Raw genomic sequence first — 17,497 nt, 5'->3', positions numbered from 1 at the left:
TCTAGGTCGATTCTAGGTGATTTAAGGCGAGCTCGGGGGCACCTAAGCAGTTGCTGTTACCGCTTCTTGTTCCAGCTGTGCTGCTTCCTCGGCAGCGTGCTCGACGGCCTTATTCGGCCAGACTTGTTTGAGCACAATCACAGCCGCCGCGGACACCACAATGCCGGCGAGCAAGGCGATGATCGCACCCCACCAAGGGCTAATAGCGAAGAGCACGAAGATGCCGCCGTGGGGAGCTCGCGATCCGACGCCCAGCGCCATCGACACAGCACCTGTGACTGCACCGCCGAGCATCATTGAAGGAATCACGCGGAACGGATCTGCCGCGGCGAACGGGATAGCGCCCTCGGAGACGAAGGAGAGACCCAGCAGCCATGCGGACTTGCCGTTTTCCTGCTCAGCTGGTGTAAACAGATTCTTGCGCAACCACGTGGCCACCGACAGTGCTATTGGTGGAACCATGCCACTGAGCATGACCGCAGCCATGATCTGGAAGCTCGCCTCGGTGCCCGCGGACAGGCCCGCGGTACCGAAGAGGTAGGCCGCCTTGTTCACCGGACCACCCAGATCGAAACACATCATCAGGCCGATGATTATGCCCAACAGCACGGCAGACGAACCGGACATAGAGCTGAGCCAATCGGTCAGACCTGTCATCAGCGCTTCCAGGGGGCGACCAAGGAATAGGTACATGACCAGGCCGACGATTAGCGAAGTCAGCAGCGGAATAATCACCACCGGCATCAGCGAGCGCAGCCAGGACGGAACCTTCCAGCTACCAATCCAATACGCCACAAGACCTGCGAGGATACCGGTAATCAGACCACCGATGAAGCCCGCGCCAAGTGCGACCGAGATAGCACCGCCGACGAAACCAGGTGCAATACCAGGCCTGCCCGCAAGCGAGTATGCCGTGTATCCCGATAGGGCGGCAACCACGAAGCTCATGGCGGCCTGGCCAATGGCGAAGAGCACCGCACCGAGGTAAAGAGCGAGACCAGAGCGATCAAAAGTAGTCAGCACGCCGTCGACCATCACATCGTGGCCTGGAAGATTTCCAATCGAGTAACCGGTGGTAATCGCCTGCCAACCGTTGGCCACGTCGTAGCCACCGACGAGGAAGCCCAGCGCCAAAAGCAAACCACCCGCGGCCACAAACGGCACCATGTAGGACACACCAGTCATCACCGCTTGCTGAATCCGCTTCGGCCAACTTTCGCCTTGCGTTGCAGTCGCACTGCCCTCGGATGCACTCGCGGCAACCCGCGGTGCGCCTGGGTTGCTTGCGGCAGCAATTGCTTCGTCGAGCATTTGGTTGGGCTCGTTAATGCCGCGTTTTACCGGAGTTTGCACGACAGGTTTGCCAGCAAACCGCGCCTTATCGCGCACGGCCACGTCGACAGCAAAAATCACGGCATCGGCGCGCTTAATCAGGGCTGGATCGAGCTGTTCACCGCCCGAGGACCCCTGCGTTTCCACATAGAGTTCCACGTCGTCGCGCGCATCCGCAGCCTGCTTCAGCGAATCAGCGGCCATATACGTATGCGCGATGCCGGTCGGGCAGGCAGTCACAGCGACGATGGTCGTTTTAGGTTTTTCGCTTTTCGACGAGTCCCCGGCCACCGCATTGGTTGTGTCAGCTACGGTTTCCTTTGGTTTCTTCTCAGCCGAGGTCACTTCAAGTACAGCGTCAACGATTTCTTGCTCTGTAGTGGCATTACGTAGCTTCTCCAAAAATGTCCCGCGCACAAGTGCCCTGGCTAGTTTGGAAAGAATCTTCATATGTTCCTTGCCGCCACCGGCAGGCGCTGCAATGAGAAACACCAACTCGGCATCGCCGTCGGGACCACCAAAGTCCACAGCTCGGCTTAACCTGGCAAATGCCAGAGTTGGAACACTTACAGCCTCGGAACGGCAGTGGGGAATGGCCACGCGACCATTGACCCCTGTGGGGGCCTGGGATTCACGCGCGAGCGCATCGGCGGCCAGCATCCCAGCATCTCTCGCGCGGCCTGCTTCGGCGACTGTCTGGGCGAGCAAGTTAATGACGCCCTCTGAGGTTGAGCCAAGATCCACGTCCAAGCTCACCAAGTCTGGGGTAATTAATGGTGCATTCATAGCCATCACTCCTTATTTGACTCGAAATAGTGGGGGTTAGTTTGTATAAGAAACTGGTGAAACGGTGGTTTCAGAGAAATTAACTAGATCTGGAGTGGGAATCTGTGTGCCGGGCAAAGACGTTGCAGCGGAACCATAGGCAACCGCGCTGCGCAGGCATTCAGCAGAGGAAAGCCCTTGTTGGCGAGCAATGAGGTAGCCAGCCAAAGAACAATCCCCGGCACCGACAGTGGAGACTACTTTGGTCGGTGGAGGAGTTGCGGCCCAGGCTCCTTCAGCAGTAATTAGGAGAGCGCCGGCCCCGCCGAGGGTGAGCACAATTTCTTGGACGCCTTGGTCTAAGAGAGGTTCTGCGGCGCTGAGTGCTGGGGCGAAGTCGCCTTCTTTTGCGGACTTTTCTATACCCAAGCCATCGTGACCGGTGAGCTGACCGAGTTCAAGGCCATTCGGCTTGATTATCGTGGGGGCCGAGCCGGGGAATCTACTCCCGAGTTCTTGAAGTGGTTGATCCGAAGTATCTACTGCAATCTGAGTACCTGGGGATTCACGATGGATAAGTTCAACGAGAGTGGCGTACCAGTCTTTAGGAGCCCCTGGTGGCAATGAACCTGCTAGGACGACAATGTCGGCATCGTGGCTCAGACTTGCAAGACGCTTCTCAATCGCCAGGATATTTTCACTGGAGAGTGTGGCGCCGGGTTCGTTGAGTTTAGTTGTGGTTCCGTCCGGTTCAGTGATGGCTGTGTTTGTTCGGACATTGCCATCTATCGGTAAAGCTTCGAAGTGCATTCCAATTGATGTGACTAGTGCAATGAAGGGATCGTTCTTTGCCGCCGGGAAAAATGCCAGTGTTTCCGTGTCAGAGAGGTAGAGCGCGTGAGCAACGTTGATGCCTTTTCCGCCTGCGCTACGCTGGGTTTTTGTCGGCCGCAAGACAGCACCGCGCGTCAATTGTTCGTCAAGACCCAGGGTGGCATCGATGCTCGGGTTGGGAGTGAATGTAAGAATCACGGTGCACCTCATTAGCGGAGTGATATCCGGAGATATTGATGGGACAAGTGGTTTGCGCCACAATGTGGACACACTAAGTATGCCCGATTGTGTCCGCTTTGCCAAGGGTTTGTGGGAATTGTGTCCAAAATCTTTCCCGGACACTCAGGAACCAATAGAAATCGGCGGGATTTTCCTCTAGGAGGCGAGGACTACTTCGATCCCACGCTCGCGAAGTTCGGAAGCAAAAGTTTCAGGCGCGTCGGTGTCCGTGATGACAACGTCAATCTGGTCAAGGGAAGCGAAGCTGACTAGATAGTCATTTCCGAGTTTCGTGGAGTCACACAGTACTACGACGTTTCGTGCGTTAGTGACCATGGAGGATTTCACTGCGGCTTCTTGGGCATCAGCCGTAGACAGGCCATGGTCGATGGTCAGTGCGTTTGTGCCGATGAAGGCCACGTCGGCCCGCATCAGCGCCAAGCTACGAAGCGCAGTATCGCCAACAACTGCCTGAGTAATGGCGCGCACACTACCTCCAAGAAGTTGGACGTTGTTTAAACCTGCACCGGAAAGCTCGAGAGCGATCGGTAGCGAATTGGTCACGATGGACCATTCATGTGATTGGGGATTTTCGGCGAGAAGATCAGCAAGGCCGTTGATGGTTGTTCCCGCATCGAGGAAGATGCTGCCACCTGAAGGCGGCAAGTAATCCAGCGCGGCCCGGGCAATTGCTGATTTTGCTGATGGGGAAGTTCTGAAACGGGTGTCCAGTGGGAATTCAGTGGTCAGAAACGATTGGCTCGCCACTGCGCCACCATGGACACGATGAACGACGCCCTCTCGGTCGAGTACCGCAAGATCTCGTCGAATGGTCTCTGCTGTGACGTCAAACTTCTGAGAGAGTTCGGTGACGTTGACGCGACCTTCGACTGCGGTCAACGAAGCAATTTGACGACGACGTTCCTCTGCATACATGGTTGGCCTTCTCGCTCTAGGGAACCGTTAAACCTCTATTCTTCCAAAGATTCATTTCCGAGTGTTTGGGAATCTGTCCGAATCCCCCCGCGAGGGTGTGAAAAATGTTGAAAGCCCCACCGAAGACGGAAAGTCTGGCGGGGCAAAGTAGCTGGGATGCTGGGGAGGGCGGGGCTAGAGACTGCGCATGACGGAGACAACCTTGCCCATGATTTCTGCTTCATCGCCCGGAATTGGCGCAAATGCGGGGTTATGAGGAAGGAGCCACACCCCCGTGGAATCCTTGTGGAATTCCTTTACGGTAGCTTCACCGTCGAGCAATGCGGCAACAAATTCGCCTTCTTCGGCAACAGGCTGCGCGCGGACAACCACCCAATCACCGTCGAGGATGCCGGCTTCGCGCATGGATTCGCCGACGACTTGCAGCATGTAGAGCTCGCCATCGCCGACTACGTCGGCGGGCATGGGGTAGTACTCCTCGACATGTTGTTCCGCCAAGATTGGGTTGCCTGCCGCAATCTGGCCCACGACCGGAATGTAATTGGTTTGCACTGACTCTGGGGGTGCTTCTTGTGCAGGCTTTTCCCGCTTCTTCAGCGGTGTTGAAGGCAGGTGGCGTAAATCAACGGCACGGGGCTTATTCGGGTCACGCCTGAGGAAGCCCTTCTTCTCCAGCTCTTTGAGCTGGTAGGCCACAGAGGAAGTGGACTGAAGGCCAGCTGCGTCACCGATCTCTCGGATGCTGGGCGCATAGCCGCGAAGTACAACGGCGTCTTGGATCACCTCAAGGATTCGCTTTTGGCGGGCGGAAAGAGTGGCCTGGTTTGGCTTCTTGTCGTCGGACTTTTTTGCGGGCATGTCTACTCCTAGTAACTAAAGCTGTCCGCGTGTGTGGCGAACCTCGTCTCGAATCCTCAAAATTAAACTTCTCCCCTCTATGTCTATCACGAAACTGCAAGTTTGTTCGACACATTCTTCTGAAGCGTGGACAAAATTTTCCCACCATGATATAAATCGAACATACGAACTATCGAACAAGTAATCGAGTTTGGTGTTCGAATGCGTCGATCATGGTGTTTATTATCAAGTTAATTCAATGGAGGAGAGACGATGACTGTACTAAATGGCAAGGTAGCACCCCGTAATCCAGCAAACCGTTCCTATGCTCAAGTTGTTCCTTCTGCTTCTACGTGGGATCTTGGCTTGCCGGGAGAGCTGAATGAAGCTGCTCGGAATTCATCAACTGTTCGAACTCTTTCGGCAAAGCGTCGAACACCTAGGCGGAATTTTGGCACCGCTGTATCGCCTGTGGCGGGGCGTGCTCAACGTATCGAAAGTCGACGCGAGCGGGGCGGAATCCTATTGGCAGGAACGTTGATGGGCATGAGCTTTATTGTCAGCGCTGCCATCGGTGGAGCGTTCGAGCCAGCAACTCCACAACCAGCAACTCCCGTAGATTATGTTGCTGAGATTTCCTCTACTGCCCGCTAACTACTTCGCCCTTAGGCCAGAGTTGACAGGCGAGTAGAATACCATCTTGTCTTGAAAGTTTCGCTCGCTGATAGAACTGGATGGCTTCCTACGTGCATTGCCCTTTCTGCCACAATGACTCTTCCCGAGTGATTGATTCCCGCATCATTGATTCAGGTACAGCGATTCGCCGTCGGCGGGAGTGCGCCTCGTGTCACGGTCGTTTTACTACTGTAGAAAAAGCCGTGCTGACTGTCGTGAAACGCAATGGTTTATCCGAGCCATTTGATCGGGACAAGCTTATTACCGGTGTACGCCGAGCTTGCCAGGGCCGTGATGTATCCGATGACGCACTCAAACGCCTCGCACAAGAAGTCGAAGAAACCGTGCGTAGCCAGGGCAGCTCCCAAATCCATGCCAATGAAATTGGCCTTGCCATTCTCGAGCCACTTCGTGCACTGGACGAGGTTGCCTACCTTCGTTTTGCCTCTGTTTACAAATCCTTCGAGAGCGCCGACGACTTTGAGTCAGAGATCCGGCTGATGCGTCGCCGTGATCGTGACTTGAATTAGGGCTCAGACTAGCGGCCGGGCACCACTTATGTGAGCTTGTCCACCATCTTTTGAATCCGGCGCTCCGATACTGGCTTCGGAGTTCCTAGCCGCTGTGCGAAAAGGCTGACTCGAAGTTCTTCGATTTGCCACATGATTTCTTTGACTTCGCGTGATTTTTCCCTGCCAGCAGGAAGTCGGTTGAGCTTTGCTTTTAGGTAGTTTTTCGTATTCGTCACTACTTCTTGGCGGTCGGCATCCTTGTCGGGGTCAATTGTCATTTCATCAAGGCGGATCTTCATTGCAGCACAATAGCGCGGTAAGTGCTGGAGATGCTGTATACCGTGCACGGTGATGGCATTTTTGGGCAACAAGAACTCCAGCTGAGCGCGCATATCGTCAATGGCGGGACCTTCCCACTTGGCTAGTTCGTCTGCCACCTGTGCGTATTCCACTAAGCCAGGAGCGATAGATACGACAGCGCGACGAACCCTTCCCGCAACCTCTGGCTTAACCTTGTTCAGCAATGCGTCGAATTCTTCCGGTTCTCGGACCGGCCCACCGTGTTCCAGCATGAGATCGCGGATCGAAGCAACACGGGCATCCTCAACTAACCCATCAGCGCCACCATGCGGGTAGTTATCTACTGCGACGCGTTGGCGCAAAGGAAGACCCTTGGTCATGGGGGCAGTCGGGACCTGAATATTCCTCAGAAGGAGAGTCAGTGTCGCGGTCATCATCGACGCATCTGCGGCAGCCTTGGTCGGGTGTACCGTAATTTTTACGCCGTCTGGGGTCGCCTCAAGCGCGGGGTATGCATCGACTGTATTCCCGTCAACCTTGGTGGAGACGATTTCAGGAACGGTGCCGAGAGTATCGGAGGTCCATTCCTCGACGGCTTTGGTTTCAGCCTTGCGTCCAGCCTTGGACATGGATGACTTAATCTGACCGGAGCGGCGTCGTTTCAGCTCTGTGAGGTTTTTATCGTGGTCGACGATGTTTCCGCGTCGGTCGATTGCAGCGTAGGTCACCTTCAGGTGAGGAGGTAGCGCATCAATGCGGAAGTCCGAACCATTAATTCCGGATCCACCCATAGAGCGCAACACCTCCGCCAGCTGATCAGTAATCCGGCCTTCGTAAGGGATTAACTTCGGTGTGGCACGTTCGGCGAAATCTGGGGCGGGTACGACAGTTTTGCGCAGAGCCTTCGGCAGCGTGCGAATGAGCTCGGTGACAAGTTCAAGGCGCAGGCCCGGTACCAGCCAGTGGAATTCTTCTTCGTCGACATTTTCCAGCAGGGGAATTGGGACAAGAACGGTCACACCATCGAAAGGATCACCGGGCTCAAATTTGTACTGCAAGTCGTAGGTGACCGAGCCTTGGTGCCACTTATCGGGAAAGTCTGTGACTGCGTCGGCGCTGTGTGCATTATCGATAAGTGCCTCTGGATTGAAGTCCAGAAAAGTGGGATCTTCTTGGCGCTTCTTCTTCCACCAAGAATCAAAATGACGTCCAGTGGTGGCAGACTCAGGAAGTTTCGCATCGTAGAACTCAAAGAGCGTTTCCTCGTCGACGACGAGCCCGCGACGGCGTACTTTGTCCTCTACCGCGGCGGCCTCGCGAAGAAGCTCCTGGTTATGCCGCAAGAACTTATGATGGGTGTCCCATTCTCCGCCAATGAGCGCGTGCCGAATAAACATTTCGCGGGCAGCGGCCTTGTCTACGCGGTGGTAGGGGACGAGTCGATCGGCCACGATTGTGACGCCGTAGAGCATCGACTTTTCATGGACCATCGCCGAAGCGCGCTTCCTGGACCACAGTGGCTCCGAGTAGGAATGCTTCAGCAGCTTCGCTGCGAGTGTTTCCACCCATGCTGGTTGAATCTTGGCAACGTCGCGTGCCCATAGCCGTGAGGTCTCAACAAGTTCGCCAGCCATGATGAACTCTGGTGGTTTCTTGGCTAGCGCAGAACCCGGGAAGATCATGAACTTTGTACCACGGGCACCGTGGAACTCCTTAGAGTTACCATCGCGCGCACCGATATTAGATAGCAGGCCAGACAGCAGCGACTGATGGATCGCGTCGTCATCGCGTTTGCTCACCACGTTTTCGGCGCGCGACCAGCCGAGTTGCTTCTCAACATCGCGAAGTTGGCGGACCAGGTCATACCACTCGCGAATCCGCATGTAATGCAGATATTCCTTCTTCATTCGCTTCCGGAAAGCATTTCCGGTGAGTTCGTCGCGGGATTCGTTAATGTAATTCCAGAGTTTCAAGCTGGAAAGGAAATCGGAGGTCGAGTCTTTAAAGCGCGCATGGGCCTGATCCGCCTGGGCTTGAAACTCCAGTGGTCGTTCCCGCACATCTTGGATGGTCATCGCAGACACAATGACGGTGACATCATCGAGCACGCCGAGCTTATCAGCCTCGACAAGCATGCGGGCCATGCGTGGATCTACCGGGATGCGGGCTAAGTCGCGGCCGATGGGTGTCAGCTGTGGCTCGTCGGTTTCTTGCAATGCGCCAAGCTCATTGAGCAGTACCAAGCCATCGCGGATGGCTTTGTGCTCGGGTGGCTGGATAAAGGGGAAATCCTCGATGGCACCCAGGCGAAGGGAGATCATCTGCAAGATGACGCTGGCCAGGTTCGTGCGCAGGATTTCCGGGTCGGTGAAGCCCGGCCGCGAATTAAAATTGTCCTCTGAGTACAAGCGGATCGCAATACCGTCGGTAACGCGGCCACAGCGACCCGAGCGCTGATTTGCGGAAGCCTGAGAGATCTCTTCAATGGGCAGGCGCTGCACTTTTGTTCGTGTAGAGTAGCGCGAAATACGAGCGGTACCAGTATCAATCACATAATGAATCCCAGGCACAGTCAACGAGGTTTCGGCAATATTCGTCGATAAGACGATCCTGCGACCAGAGTGAGGCGAAAACACGCGGTGCTGTTCCTGGTTGGAAAGACGACCAAACAGTGGGGTTACTTCCACGCCTCGCCAATGCTTGGCATCGATGGCTTCCATTGCGTCACGGATATCGCGCTCACCTGGGAAGAAGCAGAGAATATCCCCGGGTCCTTCGCCCATGAGCTCTTCGATCGCGGCGATGAGGCCTTCGTGCATATCAATATCAACGACACGGTCGCCGACAACCTGTTCCAGCGGACGGTAGCGAATTTCCACAGGGTAAGTACGCCCCGACACCTCAATGATGGGGGCAGGCTTGCCAGTTTCATCAGCAAAGTGTTGCGCGAAACTCTCCGGATCAATCGTCGCTGAGGTGATGATCACCTTTAGGTCTTTGCGCTTGGGCAAGAGTTGCTTCAGATACCCCAAAATGAAATCGATGTTGAGGGAGCGCTCGTGGGCCTCGTCGATAATGATTGTGTCGTAGGCATTGAGGAATCGGTCGCGCTGCATTTCTGCGAGCAAGATACCGTCAGTCATCAATTTCACAGCGGTGGTTGGTGAGACACGATCATCGAAGCGGATGGCATAACCGACGGTTTCACCGATGTCCTGTCCGAGCTCGTCAGCGATGCGTTCGGCAACTGTACGCGCCGCTAATCGACGAGGCTGCGTGTGCCCAATCAGCCCGCGCCTGCCCCGCCCGAGATCCAGCAGCATCTTGGGGATCTGGGTGGTCTTACCGGAGCCGGTTTCGCCAGCAATAATCACAACCTGGTTGTCGCGGATCACCGACATGATGTCGTCGCGGCGCGCTGAGACAGGTAGCTGTTCCGGGTAAGTGATTACCGGGACTGCGGCATTGATCGCTTCGACGGAGGCGGCCGCCTTGTCCATATCTCGGGAGATCGCGCTTAAGGCCTCGGGCGTGCGAGCTTTGCGAAGCCTGCGGGCAAACCTGCGTTCGTCGACAAGCGAGAGCGTATTAAGGCGCGAGTAAAGTTCCTCGCGGGAGGGAGAAATAGTAGTCATGGCTGGTAGTGAAGTCTAGTCGCAGTAAGGCTCTAGGTGTAGTCCTGCAGCACGTAGACTGGTTAGGTGACAAGGAATCTTTTGAAAGGCCAGTATTATGACTAACCCGCCGAACAACGGGTACCCGTACAACCCCGACGATGATGCGGAGGCGAACCAGTACCAGTGGGAGCGTTACGGTCAGTCGGATTATTACAGTTACGGCACGGGGCCGGGAGGCCAGCACAACCCGCAAGACCAGCAAGCAATGGTGAATACCAACGGTATGATCGACGTGTTCCGTGCTGTTGCCTGGGCTTTCCCAACGTTATTCTCAAATGCGGTGGTGTGGATTCTCGGGACGGTGATCACGGGGGTGATCCTCCTCGTAGTCATGCCACTGGGAATGGCGCTCACCGGTAATGGGACCGCTCAGACCCCGGTGATTTTTGATATTGTCATCGGCTTGCTGGGTGTGGCGCTGTCGATCTTCCTGCTGCGCGGTGCCATCTGGCAAGTTGATAAGCGCAAAATTTCCTACCGGGATCTGATTACTGACGTCAATGTGTGGCCGGCTCTGGCTACTTCGGTGCTGTCATCGCTTCTGTTGCTGGTGATCACAGGAGGTCTCGCGCTGTTGATCGGCGGGGACCAAGCGCTTGCACTGATGGGCTTTAGCAACACGCCTATTGCGAATCCGGCCGATATCACCGGGCGTGCAATTCTGGGCGTATTTATTGCTGGTGTGGCGGGCGTACTCGTTCGCCCGCTGTTGGCGTACGCAGTGCATTTCATCGTCGAGCGACGTGCAACTTCCATCGGCCAAACCTTTGTGTTTGCTTATGAAGCTGGTCGACGTAATTATTTGCGGCTTTTGGGATTCAACATCGTTGCCGGTGTGCTCGCGATGACGGTCATTGTGCTCACCTTCGGTGTGGGTGCGATCATCGTTTTGCCTGCGCTGATCTTGATTGACGCGCACATGTATCGTCAGGCAGCCGGCGGCCCGATCCCGTGGGACTCTGAGCGTGATGGCAATCCCAACCAGGGCCCGCAGAATCCGAATTACAACGGGTTCCTGTAGGCCTGCCAATACTTAGGCGTTGATCAATTCGTGGCTGGCTTCGACAGCTTCTTCATAGGCTTGGACGATCAGCTCGCCTAGGGCTTTGTACTCTTCAGCGCGTGACGACGAGGAGCGGTACACCAGGCCAATCGTGCGCTGCGCAGTAACTGATTCATCGAAGTTAGCCAGAGCAAGGCCTGGGCGACGGCATTCTGTAGCAAGCGCGGACTGAGGGACCAGCGTGCTGCCGAGCCCTGCCACGACCAACTGCAGAATCGTAGTCAGCGAAGAGGCGCGGGTTACAGAGTCGCCTACCTCTGAGGGGTTAATGCTGGCAGACCGGCATAAATCGATGACCTGGTCGCGGAGGCAATGGCCATCGTCGAGAAGCAGTAAGTCGAGCTCTTCGAGCACATCAAGCTTGAGATCTTGTTGGCCTGCCCGTGGGTGGTTCTCGGGCACGACCAATGTAAACGGCTCATCGAAAAGTGGCTGCTCGATCATGCCAGCGGTCTCGGAAGGCAAGGCCATAATAGCTACATCGATTTGCCCGTCGCGGAGTTGGTTGAGCAGGTGCCGGGTCTGCTCTTCGACGATCTTCGGCTCTAAATCTGGGTAGCCGTCCTGCAGCTTTTGCAATAGCTGAGGCAAAATATACGGTGCCAAAGTCGGAATGATGCCAAGAGTCAGCGGGCCGGTCAGCAGACCGTGTGCCCCCCGAGAGCGCGCGAGGAATGCATCCGCAGCCTCGAGGGTAGCCTTCGCGTAAGGGAGTAGTTCCTCGCCGATCGGTGTGACGATCACCTTGCGGGTCGAACGCTCAATAAGTTGGACGTCGAGCCCGGTTTCCAATGCGACGAGGGCCTGCGAAAGAGACGGCTGGGAAATGGACAGCTTATTTGCCGCTGTTCCGAAGTGCTTGTTCTCAGCGATGGTGACGAAAGTACGCAATTGCGCAAGTGTCGGCCGATACTCTTTATTGTTCATACTTATGACTTTAACTCACAAGACTTAGGTTGTGCTATCGAGAGTCACGTAATTGTTGACTTCTCACCTAAATGAAGATTTTGTGCGTGTCGGCCTCTACCTATGGTTATGTTGAGAGCGTCACCGCAGCGGGTCAAAAGGCTGGATGATGGGATCGATTTCGCCGGTGGCGATCTCTTTTGCCAACATCTTTCCCGAGATCGGACCGAGGATAATGCCCCACATTCCGTGCCCACCACAGGTGTAGACATTCGGGACTTGGGTGTGGCCAACAAGTGGCAGGCCGTCAGGAGTAACTGGCCGTGAACCTACCCATTCGTCCTCGGTGTCGGACCAATCGATGCCTTGGAACATTGGCTTCGTCGCCGCGATAATCGAATCGATGCGCGCCGGCTGGAAGGCTTCGTCAGGCCCCCGGAACTCCATCGTGCCAGCGATCTGGAACCTGCTGCGCGAAGGGGCCGGGGAACATGCCACCCGCGTCGCAGGCAGGTACACAGCGTGCTTGGCTTCCTGTTCGGTTGCCACAGTAAATGAGTAGCCACGACCGGCTTGCACCAGCGTGCGCACCCCGAGCTCTCGCGCAAGCGATGGCAGCCACGCACCAGTTGCTAAAACCACCGCATCGGCTTGCTGCCATTCACCCGTGGAAAGCTTGACGGCTGGGGTATGTGTGGAATGGACCTCGGTGACTTCGACGCCTCCGGTGATTGTGCCGCCACGTGCCTGAACCGACTCCGCGAGTGCTTTGCAGAACACCATGGGTTCGATATAGCGCTGGCCTCCCATCTTGAACAAGGCTTGGACCTTGTCGGAGAGCATCGGGGCGTACTCGAGGGCCTGCTCATTGGTGATTTCCTCGAAAGGAATGTCTTGGCCGTGGCGTTGCGCGCCGGCGACCTCGTCGAGAAAACCCTGCGTTTCCGATTCCTTCTCAAAGCCCACGATAAACGGGCCTTCGTGGGTAATTGCATCCACGCCACCGTCGATCAACTCGTCGAAAGCAGCCAGCGACGCCTTGTCAGCGGGAGTAAGCGCCGCCATCGTCTTATTCCATGACCGATTGTTAGCGCGCGCCATAAATTGCGCCACGAAAGCCCACAACTTCGGGTCAATGCGCGCAGGCACGCTCAGGGCTGCGTTCTTATCGAAAAGTGCGGTCGGGCCGTAGCGCCACAGTCCCGCGTTCGAAAGGGGGATAGTCTTGCCCGGCGCGAGCCAGCCCGCATTGCCCCACGAGGCTCCACCTGCAACACCAACACGATCGAGCACCTCGACTTCGTAGCCGTATTCCTGCAAGTACCAGGCCGTTGCAAGCCCCGTCATGCCCGCACCCACCACAATTGCCTTCGACATGTGTTCCTCCTCACAAAGATATGTTCCTACTACTATGTACCTTTGGCCAGACATTTGTTAAGACCTAGACCAGAGGATTGGCTGAATCTCCCACCGAATAGGATGAGATGCAATAATCCACCACAGGGGAGAAGGAGGGTGCATGAATCGCCCATTGGATCAGGTTGACCGTGGCATTCTCCAAGCCGTGCGCGACAACGCCAGGATACCGATCGCAGAGATCGCCACCCGGGTCAATGTCAGCGAATCAACAGCGCACCGCAGGCTTCGCTCGCTTATCGACGACCGCGTGATCACCTCGTTTAGCGCCGAGATCGATGCTGCCGCCCTCGGTTTGAACACCGAAGCCCTGGTGCAGATCCGCCTGCACCAAGGCGCTCGCAGCGCACTACGCGAGTTCGCCGTATTCTTGCGGGCTTTGCCAGAGATCCAACAGGTGTATTTCGTCTCGGGTGGCAGTGACTTTGTTGCCCACGTGGCTGTAAGTAACTCGGCCGCTTTGCGTGATTTCGTCTCCGATGTGATCAGTACGCGCACCGAGGTGGCCTCCACCAATACCTCGCTGATCTTCGAGCGACTCTAAGTATCCTGTTTCGCGCTTCTTAGTCCAGCCACGTCGCGCACGATTCCGAAGCGGTGCATGGTCACGCTGACCGATTGCTCCAATAGATAGGGCAGGAGCTCGCGGCGCCCCTCTGCAACAACGGGTTGGTCCAACACCACGCCATTGACATCCGCTACGGCCTGATACAAGGAGTCAGGCATAAGGCCTATCGCACGGACCCTGTCGGATTCTCTGATCGTGCACCGAGCAGAAACCTCGATGTCTGCAGGCGCAACTAACACTCGCACCTTGTCTAGCACTTCTGGTTCCGCGCTGAACTCCACAGGGGCGCCAGTCACCTCGGTGGCGATCACCTGGCGCAGAACCTCTCTGGCTAAGTAGTGCTTGCCTACGTGGATTTTCAGTGGCACAAGCATGGGGCGGTAGCGGAAAATGTTGGCCTCGGTCTCCAAACCGGTGCGGTCATGGCTGCGACCAAACTCGGTATCCCACGCTGCTTGATCAAGTGCGGCTGCGCGCCACAGCCACGCCGACGACTCCGCATCAAGGCTCCCGGTGAGTTTCCGTAGTAGCTGGGTCACACGTGGGGTAACGCTTGAGCCAGGATCATCCATTTTCTTCGCGGTGGAGTCTGTCCACCGACCCATCTGCGCAACATAATTGGGTCCGCCTGCCTTCGCGCCGGGGCCAATCACCGACTTCTTCCACCCGCCAAAAGGTTGGCGCTGCACAATCGCCCCAGTGATCCCCCGGTTGACGTAAGCATTGCCCACGTCCACATGCTCCAACCAATAGCGGATCTCGTCGTCGTCAAGCGAATGTATCCCCCCGGTCAGCCCGAATTCCGTCGAGTTCTGCCATTGCACGGCCTCCTCCAGGGTGGTGGCGTGCATGATGCCCAGCACAGGTCCGAAGCATTCGTGGAGATGAAACCAACTCTCGGGCTTGACCCCATCGCGGATGCCGGGGGACCAGAGCGTTCTTTCGTCGTTAAGTGCCTGTGGCTGAAGCAGCCAGCTTTCTCCGGGGGAGAGCCTAGTCAGCCCGTGCAGAAGTTTCTCGCTCGGGGGTTCGATTAGGCCGTTCATGGTGGTGCGGATATCGGTTCCCGCGCCGGGGACCAGTGTGGATACGGCATCGACAAGTTGTGAGCGGATGCGCTGCGACGATCCGGCTGCACCGACGAAAATGACTAGGGAGGCCGCCGAACACTTCTGGCCCGAGTGACCGAACGCGGATTGATAGAGATCGGCCACCGCAAGATCAGGATCCGCCGAAGGCGTAATAATAATCGCGTTCTTGCCCGACGTCTCCGCCATGAGGTTCATACGCGGATTCCACGAACGAAACAGCGCGCCCGTCTCGGAGGCGCCGGTGAGGATGACGGCATCGACATCTTCGTGTGAGATCAACCGCTTGCCCGCCTCCGCTTCATCGGTGGGGACAAGCTGCACCAACTCCCGTGGCAGCCCCTGGCCATCGAGGGCCTTGTGAATGGCGCGAACAATCATCGCGGCACATGCCACTACCTGCGGGGCAGGCTTCACAATCACGGCCGAGCCTGCACCAAGAGCCGCAAGGATCCCACCAGTCGGGATCGCCACGGGGAAATTCCACGGAGGAGCCACCACCGTGACCCGATTCGGCACAAACTCGGCCTGATAGGAATCCAACGCGCGGGTCGTCGTGGCGTAATACGCCGCGAAATCGATCGCCTCCGAGACCTCCGGGTCCGATTGCGCGATCGTCTTATTCGCCTCATGCGCCATGACCGCAACTAACTGGCCACGCGCGGCAGCCAACTCGTCGGCAATGGCCTCAAGCACCTGCGCACGCACGTTTACAGGGGTCGCGGCCCAGTCGGCGCCGCGCAGCCTCGCTTCAGCGACATGCTTATCGACGATTGCCGGCTCCCGCACCAGCTCATCAGCCTTCATATCAGGGATGGTGCTTAGCTGCTCGCGTGCCCACTGTCGGTTAGGTGCCAAGGCTGGGTCGGTATCGGGCTCATTGGTGAACCGGCCGGTTTCGCTTTCGAGGGCTTTGGCGTGGCGCTGCGATTCTTCCAAACGATTCTGAGTGCGCTGGGCACCGGAAAAGATCTCCCTCCTCCGAGCTACGGCAGCCCGGAACACCTGTTCTTGTTCGGCAAGCCGGCCAGTACCGCCCGGGGCAAAGAGTGCATGGAGGAAATTCTGCGGTGCAGCGTTTTCCTCCAACCGGCGAACAAGATAGGAGACGGCCACGTCGAAGTCGTCGCGATGCACTACTGGAGTGTAGAGGATCTGCTTCCCGAAATCGCTGCGCACGGCTTCTTGCTGCGCAGGCGACATGCCCTGCAGCATCTCCGAATCAACCATGTGTTGTACCCCGCGACGCTTCGCCAATTCAAGGGCCAACGCCGCCGTGAAGAGGTTGTGGGTGGCCACCCCGATGGTTAACGCATCTGCGTACTTGGGGCTGAGGACGAAATCGAGCAGGCGGTAGTAGTTGGCATCTACCTCTTCCTTCGTGCGATAAGGTGCAAGCTCCCAACCGTGGAGCTCCGCTTGCGTCCGCTCCATGGACAGGTTGGCACCCTTGACCAGCCGGACCTTGATCTTCGCGCCTCCCTCTGCGACACGGCGCACAGCAAAGTCCGCGAGGCGCCTCAAAGCTCCGAAGGTGTCCGGCAGGTAGGCCTGCAAGACTATGCCCGCCTCCAAATTATGAAACTCCGGTTCGCTGAGCAGCTGCGTAAATAGCTCAATGGTCAGGTGGAGGTCGTGGTATTCTTCCATGTCCAGGTTGATAAACACCTGCGGGTCTTGCTTCGCGGCTGCGCGGTAGAGCGGGCGGAGTCGCTCCAGGAGCCGTTGAACCGACCCCGCCATATCCCACGGATTAAGCTGAGCCACCATCGACGATGCCTTCACCGACACATAGGTAACCCTGGGATTCTCAATCAGCTTGAGGGTACGTGCGGCCCTGTCCTGGGCTTCAGTTTCACCTAACACCGCCTCGCCCAATAAATTGAGGTTGAGCTGTTCTCCCGATGCTGCAGCCTGATCAAGCACAGTGTTTAAGGCATCGGAGTCAGCATCGAGCACCAAGTGGCCGACCAGCTGGCGCATCCGCGCCCGTGCAAGGGGCATGACAACCTTGGGCAGGATCGGGCCGAAAAATGCGCCAGCCCCGACTAGAAGCCCATCGACCTTTCCAAGAAACGATGTGTCCACTCCTGCGGCCGTCTTGCGCAGAGCCTGTGCTGAAACCGCGTCATCCTCAGGACGCATTACCCGGTCAACGAACTCCATGGCGAATTTCACGCCCTGCGGGTCACGCAACAATGCCGCAAGTTGTTGGGTAGCACTGTCGTTCGTATCGGCTTTTTCTGTGGCGGCGAGCCAGCCGTAGGCCCGAGTGACGGCAGAGCTGATTACGGCATCAACGTCGTTCGTGGCATCAGGGGTGAGAGCCATCAGAAGGGTCCTTTCCTGTTAGGTGCGCTTCACATCAC

General features: G+C 56.8%; 12 protein-coding genes. 4 read left to right on the top strand and 8 right to left on the bottom strand.

The window, feature by feature from the left end; all coding sequences use genetic code 11:
• Positions 1 to 42 precede the first annotated feature (42 nt).
• From ACXZ66_RS08470 to lexA, 4 genes are all read right to left on the bottom strand, one after another.
• Positions 43 to 2,118, bottom strand: coding sequence for a PTS fructose transporter subunit IIABC (locus ACXZ66_RS08470; RefSeq protein WP_458748077.1), 2,076 nt, complete (start codon positions 2,116 to 2,118; stop codon positions 43 to 45).
• 36 nt (positions 2,119 to 2,154) lie between these two features.
• On the bottom strand, positions 2,155 to 3,129 hold the full coding sequence (locus ACXZ66_RS08465; protein WP_458748076.1) for a 1-phosphofructokinase family hexose kinase: 975 nt from the start codon (positions 3,127 to 3,129) through the stop codon (positions 2,155 to 2,157).
• A 177-nt stretch (positions 3,130 to 3,306) separates the two neighbouring features.
• Complete coding sequence (locus ACXZ66_RS08460) at positions 3,307 to 4,086, bottom strand: DeoR/GlpR family DNA-binding transcription regulator (protein ID WP_458748075.1); 780 nt, start codon at positions 4,084 to 4,086, stop codon at positions 3,307 to 3,309.
• 174 nt (positions 4,087 to 4,260) lie between these two features.
• The gene (gene lexA / locus ACXZ66_RS08455) at positions 4,261 to 4,944 is read right to left on the bottom strand and encodes a transcriptional repressor LexA (RefSeq protein ID WP_458748073.1); all 684 of its coding nucleotides are present in this window, start codon (positions 4,942 to 4,944) and stop codon (positions 4,261 to 4,263) included.
• Positions 4,945 to 5,196: 252 nt separating this feature from the next.
• Here lexA and ACXZ66_RS08450 point away from each other — a divergent pair, with 252 nt between their 5' ends.
• Positions 5,197 to 5,577 carry a hypothetical protein gene (locus ACXZ66_RS08450; RefSeq protein WP_458748072.1) on the top strand — a complete coding sequence of 127 codons (381 nt, stop codon included), beginning with the start codon at positions 5,197 to 5,199 and terminating at the stop codon, positions 5,575 to 5,577.
• Positions 5,578 to 5,669: 92 nt separating this feature from the next.
• Positions 5,670 to 6,128 (top strand): transcriptional regulator NrdR, encoded by a 459-nt coding sequence (gene nrdR, locus ACXZ66_RS08445; RefSeq protein ID WP_458751339.1) that lies wholly within the window; start codon positions 5,670 to 5,672, stop codon positions 6,126 to 6,128.
• A 26-nt stretch (positions 6,129 to 6,154) separates the two neighbouring features.
• Here nrdR and hrpA read toward each other — a convergent pair whose 3' ends face one another.
• Complete coding sequence (hrpA, locus tag ACXZ66_RS08440; protein WP_458748070.1) at positions 6,155 to 10,045, bottom strand: ATP-dependent RNA helicase HrpA; 3,891 nt, start codon at positions 10,043 to 10,045, stop codon at positions 6,155 to 6,157.
• A gap of 97 nt (positions 10,046 to 10,142) precedes the next feature.
• Between hrpA and ACXZ66_RS08435 the strand changes: the two genes are divergently transcribed.
• Entirely contained in the window at positions 10,143 to 11,108 is a 966-nt protein-coding gene (locus ACXZ66_RS08435; protein ID WP_458748068.1) for a hypothetical protein, read from the top strand.
• Between the two features lie 12 nt (positions 11,109 to 11,120).
• Here ACXZ66_RS08435 and ACXZ66_RS08430 read toward each other — a convergent pair whose 3' ends face one another.
• Both ACXZ66_RS08430 and ACXZ66_RS08425 read right to left on the bottom strand, forming a co-directional pair.
• On the bottom strand, positions 11,121 to 12,077 hold the full coding sequence (locus ACXZ66_RS08430) for a hydrogen peroxide-inducible genes activator (RefSeq protein ID WP_458748066.1): 957 nt from the start codon (positions 12,075 to 12,077) through the stop codon (positions 11,121 to 11,123).
• A 120-nt stretch (positions 12,078 to 12,197) separates the two neighbouring features.
• Complete coding sequence (locus ACXZ66_RS08425) at positions 12,198 to 13,433, bottom strand: NAD(P)/FAD-dependent oxidoreductase (protein WP_458748064.1); 1,236 nt, start codon at positions 13,431 to 13,433, stop codon at positions 12,198 to 12,200.
• Between the two features lie 142 nt (positions 13,434 to 13,575).
• Between ACXZ66_RS08425 and ACXZ66_RS08420 the strand changes: the two genes are divergently transcribed.
• The gene (locus tag ACXZ66_RS08420; protein ID WP_458748062.1) at positions 13,576 to 14,016 is read left to right on the top strand and encodes an Lrp/AsnC family transcriptional regulator; all 441 of its coding nucleotides are present in this window, start codon (positions 13,576 to 13,578) and stop codon (positions 14,014 to 14,016) included.
• Here the strand turns inward: ACXZ66_RS08420 and ACXZ66_RS08415 are convergent.
• Positions 14,013 to 17,459 carry a proline dehydrogenase family protein gene (locus ACXZ66_RS08415; RefSeq protein WP_458748060.1) on the bottom strand — a complete coding sequence of 1,149 codons (3,447 nt, stop codon included), beginning with the start codon at positions 17,457 to 17,459 and terminating at the stop codon, positions 14,013 to 14,015. The two genes, ACXZ66_RS08420 and ACXZ66_RS08415, sit on opposite strands and share 4 nt — an antisense overlap.
• Between the last annotated feature and the right edge of the window lie 38 nt (positions 17,460 to 17,497).

The organism is Corynebacterium sp. S7 (genome assembly GCF_054401105.1).
Note: the sequence above shows the minus strand (reverse complement) of the source record. Positions and strands in the feature narration are given on the sequence as shown.

Excerpts from the sequence above, each read along its gene's own strand:
- ACXZ66_RS08450 (WP_458748072.1), top strand. The coding sequence starts at position 5,197 with ATGACTGTACTAAATGGCAAGGTAGCACCCCGTAATCCAGCAAACCGT.
- ACXZ66_RS08415 (WP_458748060.1), bottom strand. The coding sequence starts at position 17,459 with ATGGCTCTCACCCCTGATGCCACGAACGACGTTGATGCCGTAATCAGC.
- ACXZ66_RS08430 (WP_458748066.1), bottom strand. The coding sequence starts at position 12,077 with ATGAACAATAAAGAGTATCGGCCGACACTTGCGCAATTGCGTACTTTC.
- ACXZ66_RS08470 (WP_458748077.1), bottom strand. The coding sequence starts at position 2,118 with ATGAATGCACCATTAATTACCCCAGACTTGGTGAGCTTGGACGTGGAT.
- ACXZ66_RS08435 (WP_458748068.1), top strand. The coding sequence starts at position 10,143 with ATGACTAACCCGCCGAACAACGGGTACCCGTACAACCCCGACGATGAT.
- hrpA (WP_458748070.1), bottom strand. The coding sequence starts at position 10,045 with ATGACTACTATTTCTCCCTCCCGCGAGGAACTTTACTCGCGCCTTAAT.
- ACXZ66_RS08425 (WP_458748064.1), bottom strand. The coding sequence starts at position 13,433 with ATGTCGAAGGCAATTGTGGTGGGTGCGGGCATGACGGGGCTTGCAACG.
- ACXZ66_RS08460 (WP_458748075.1), bottom strand. The coding sequence starts at position 4,086 with ATGTATGCAGAGGAACGTCGTCGTCAAATTGCTTCGTTGACCGCAGTC.
- ACXZ66_RS08420 (WP_458748062.1), top strand. The coding sequence starts at position 13,576 with ATGAATCGCCCATTGGATCAGGTTGACCGTGGCATTCTCCAAGCCGTG.
- lexA (WP_458748073.1), bottom strand. The coding sequence starts at position 4,944 with ATGCCCGCAAAAAAGTCCGACGACAAGAAGCCAAACCAGGCCACTCTT.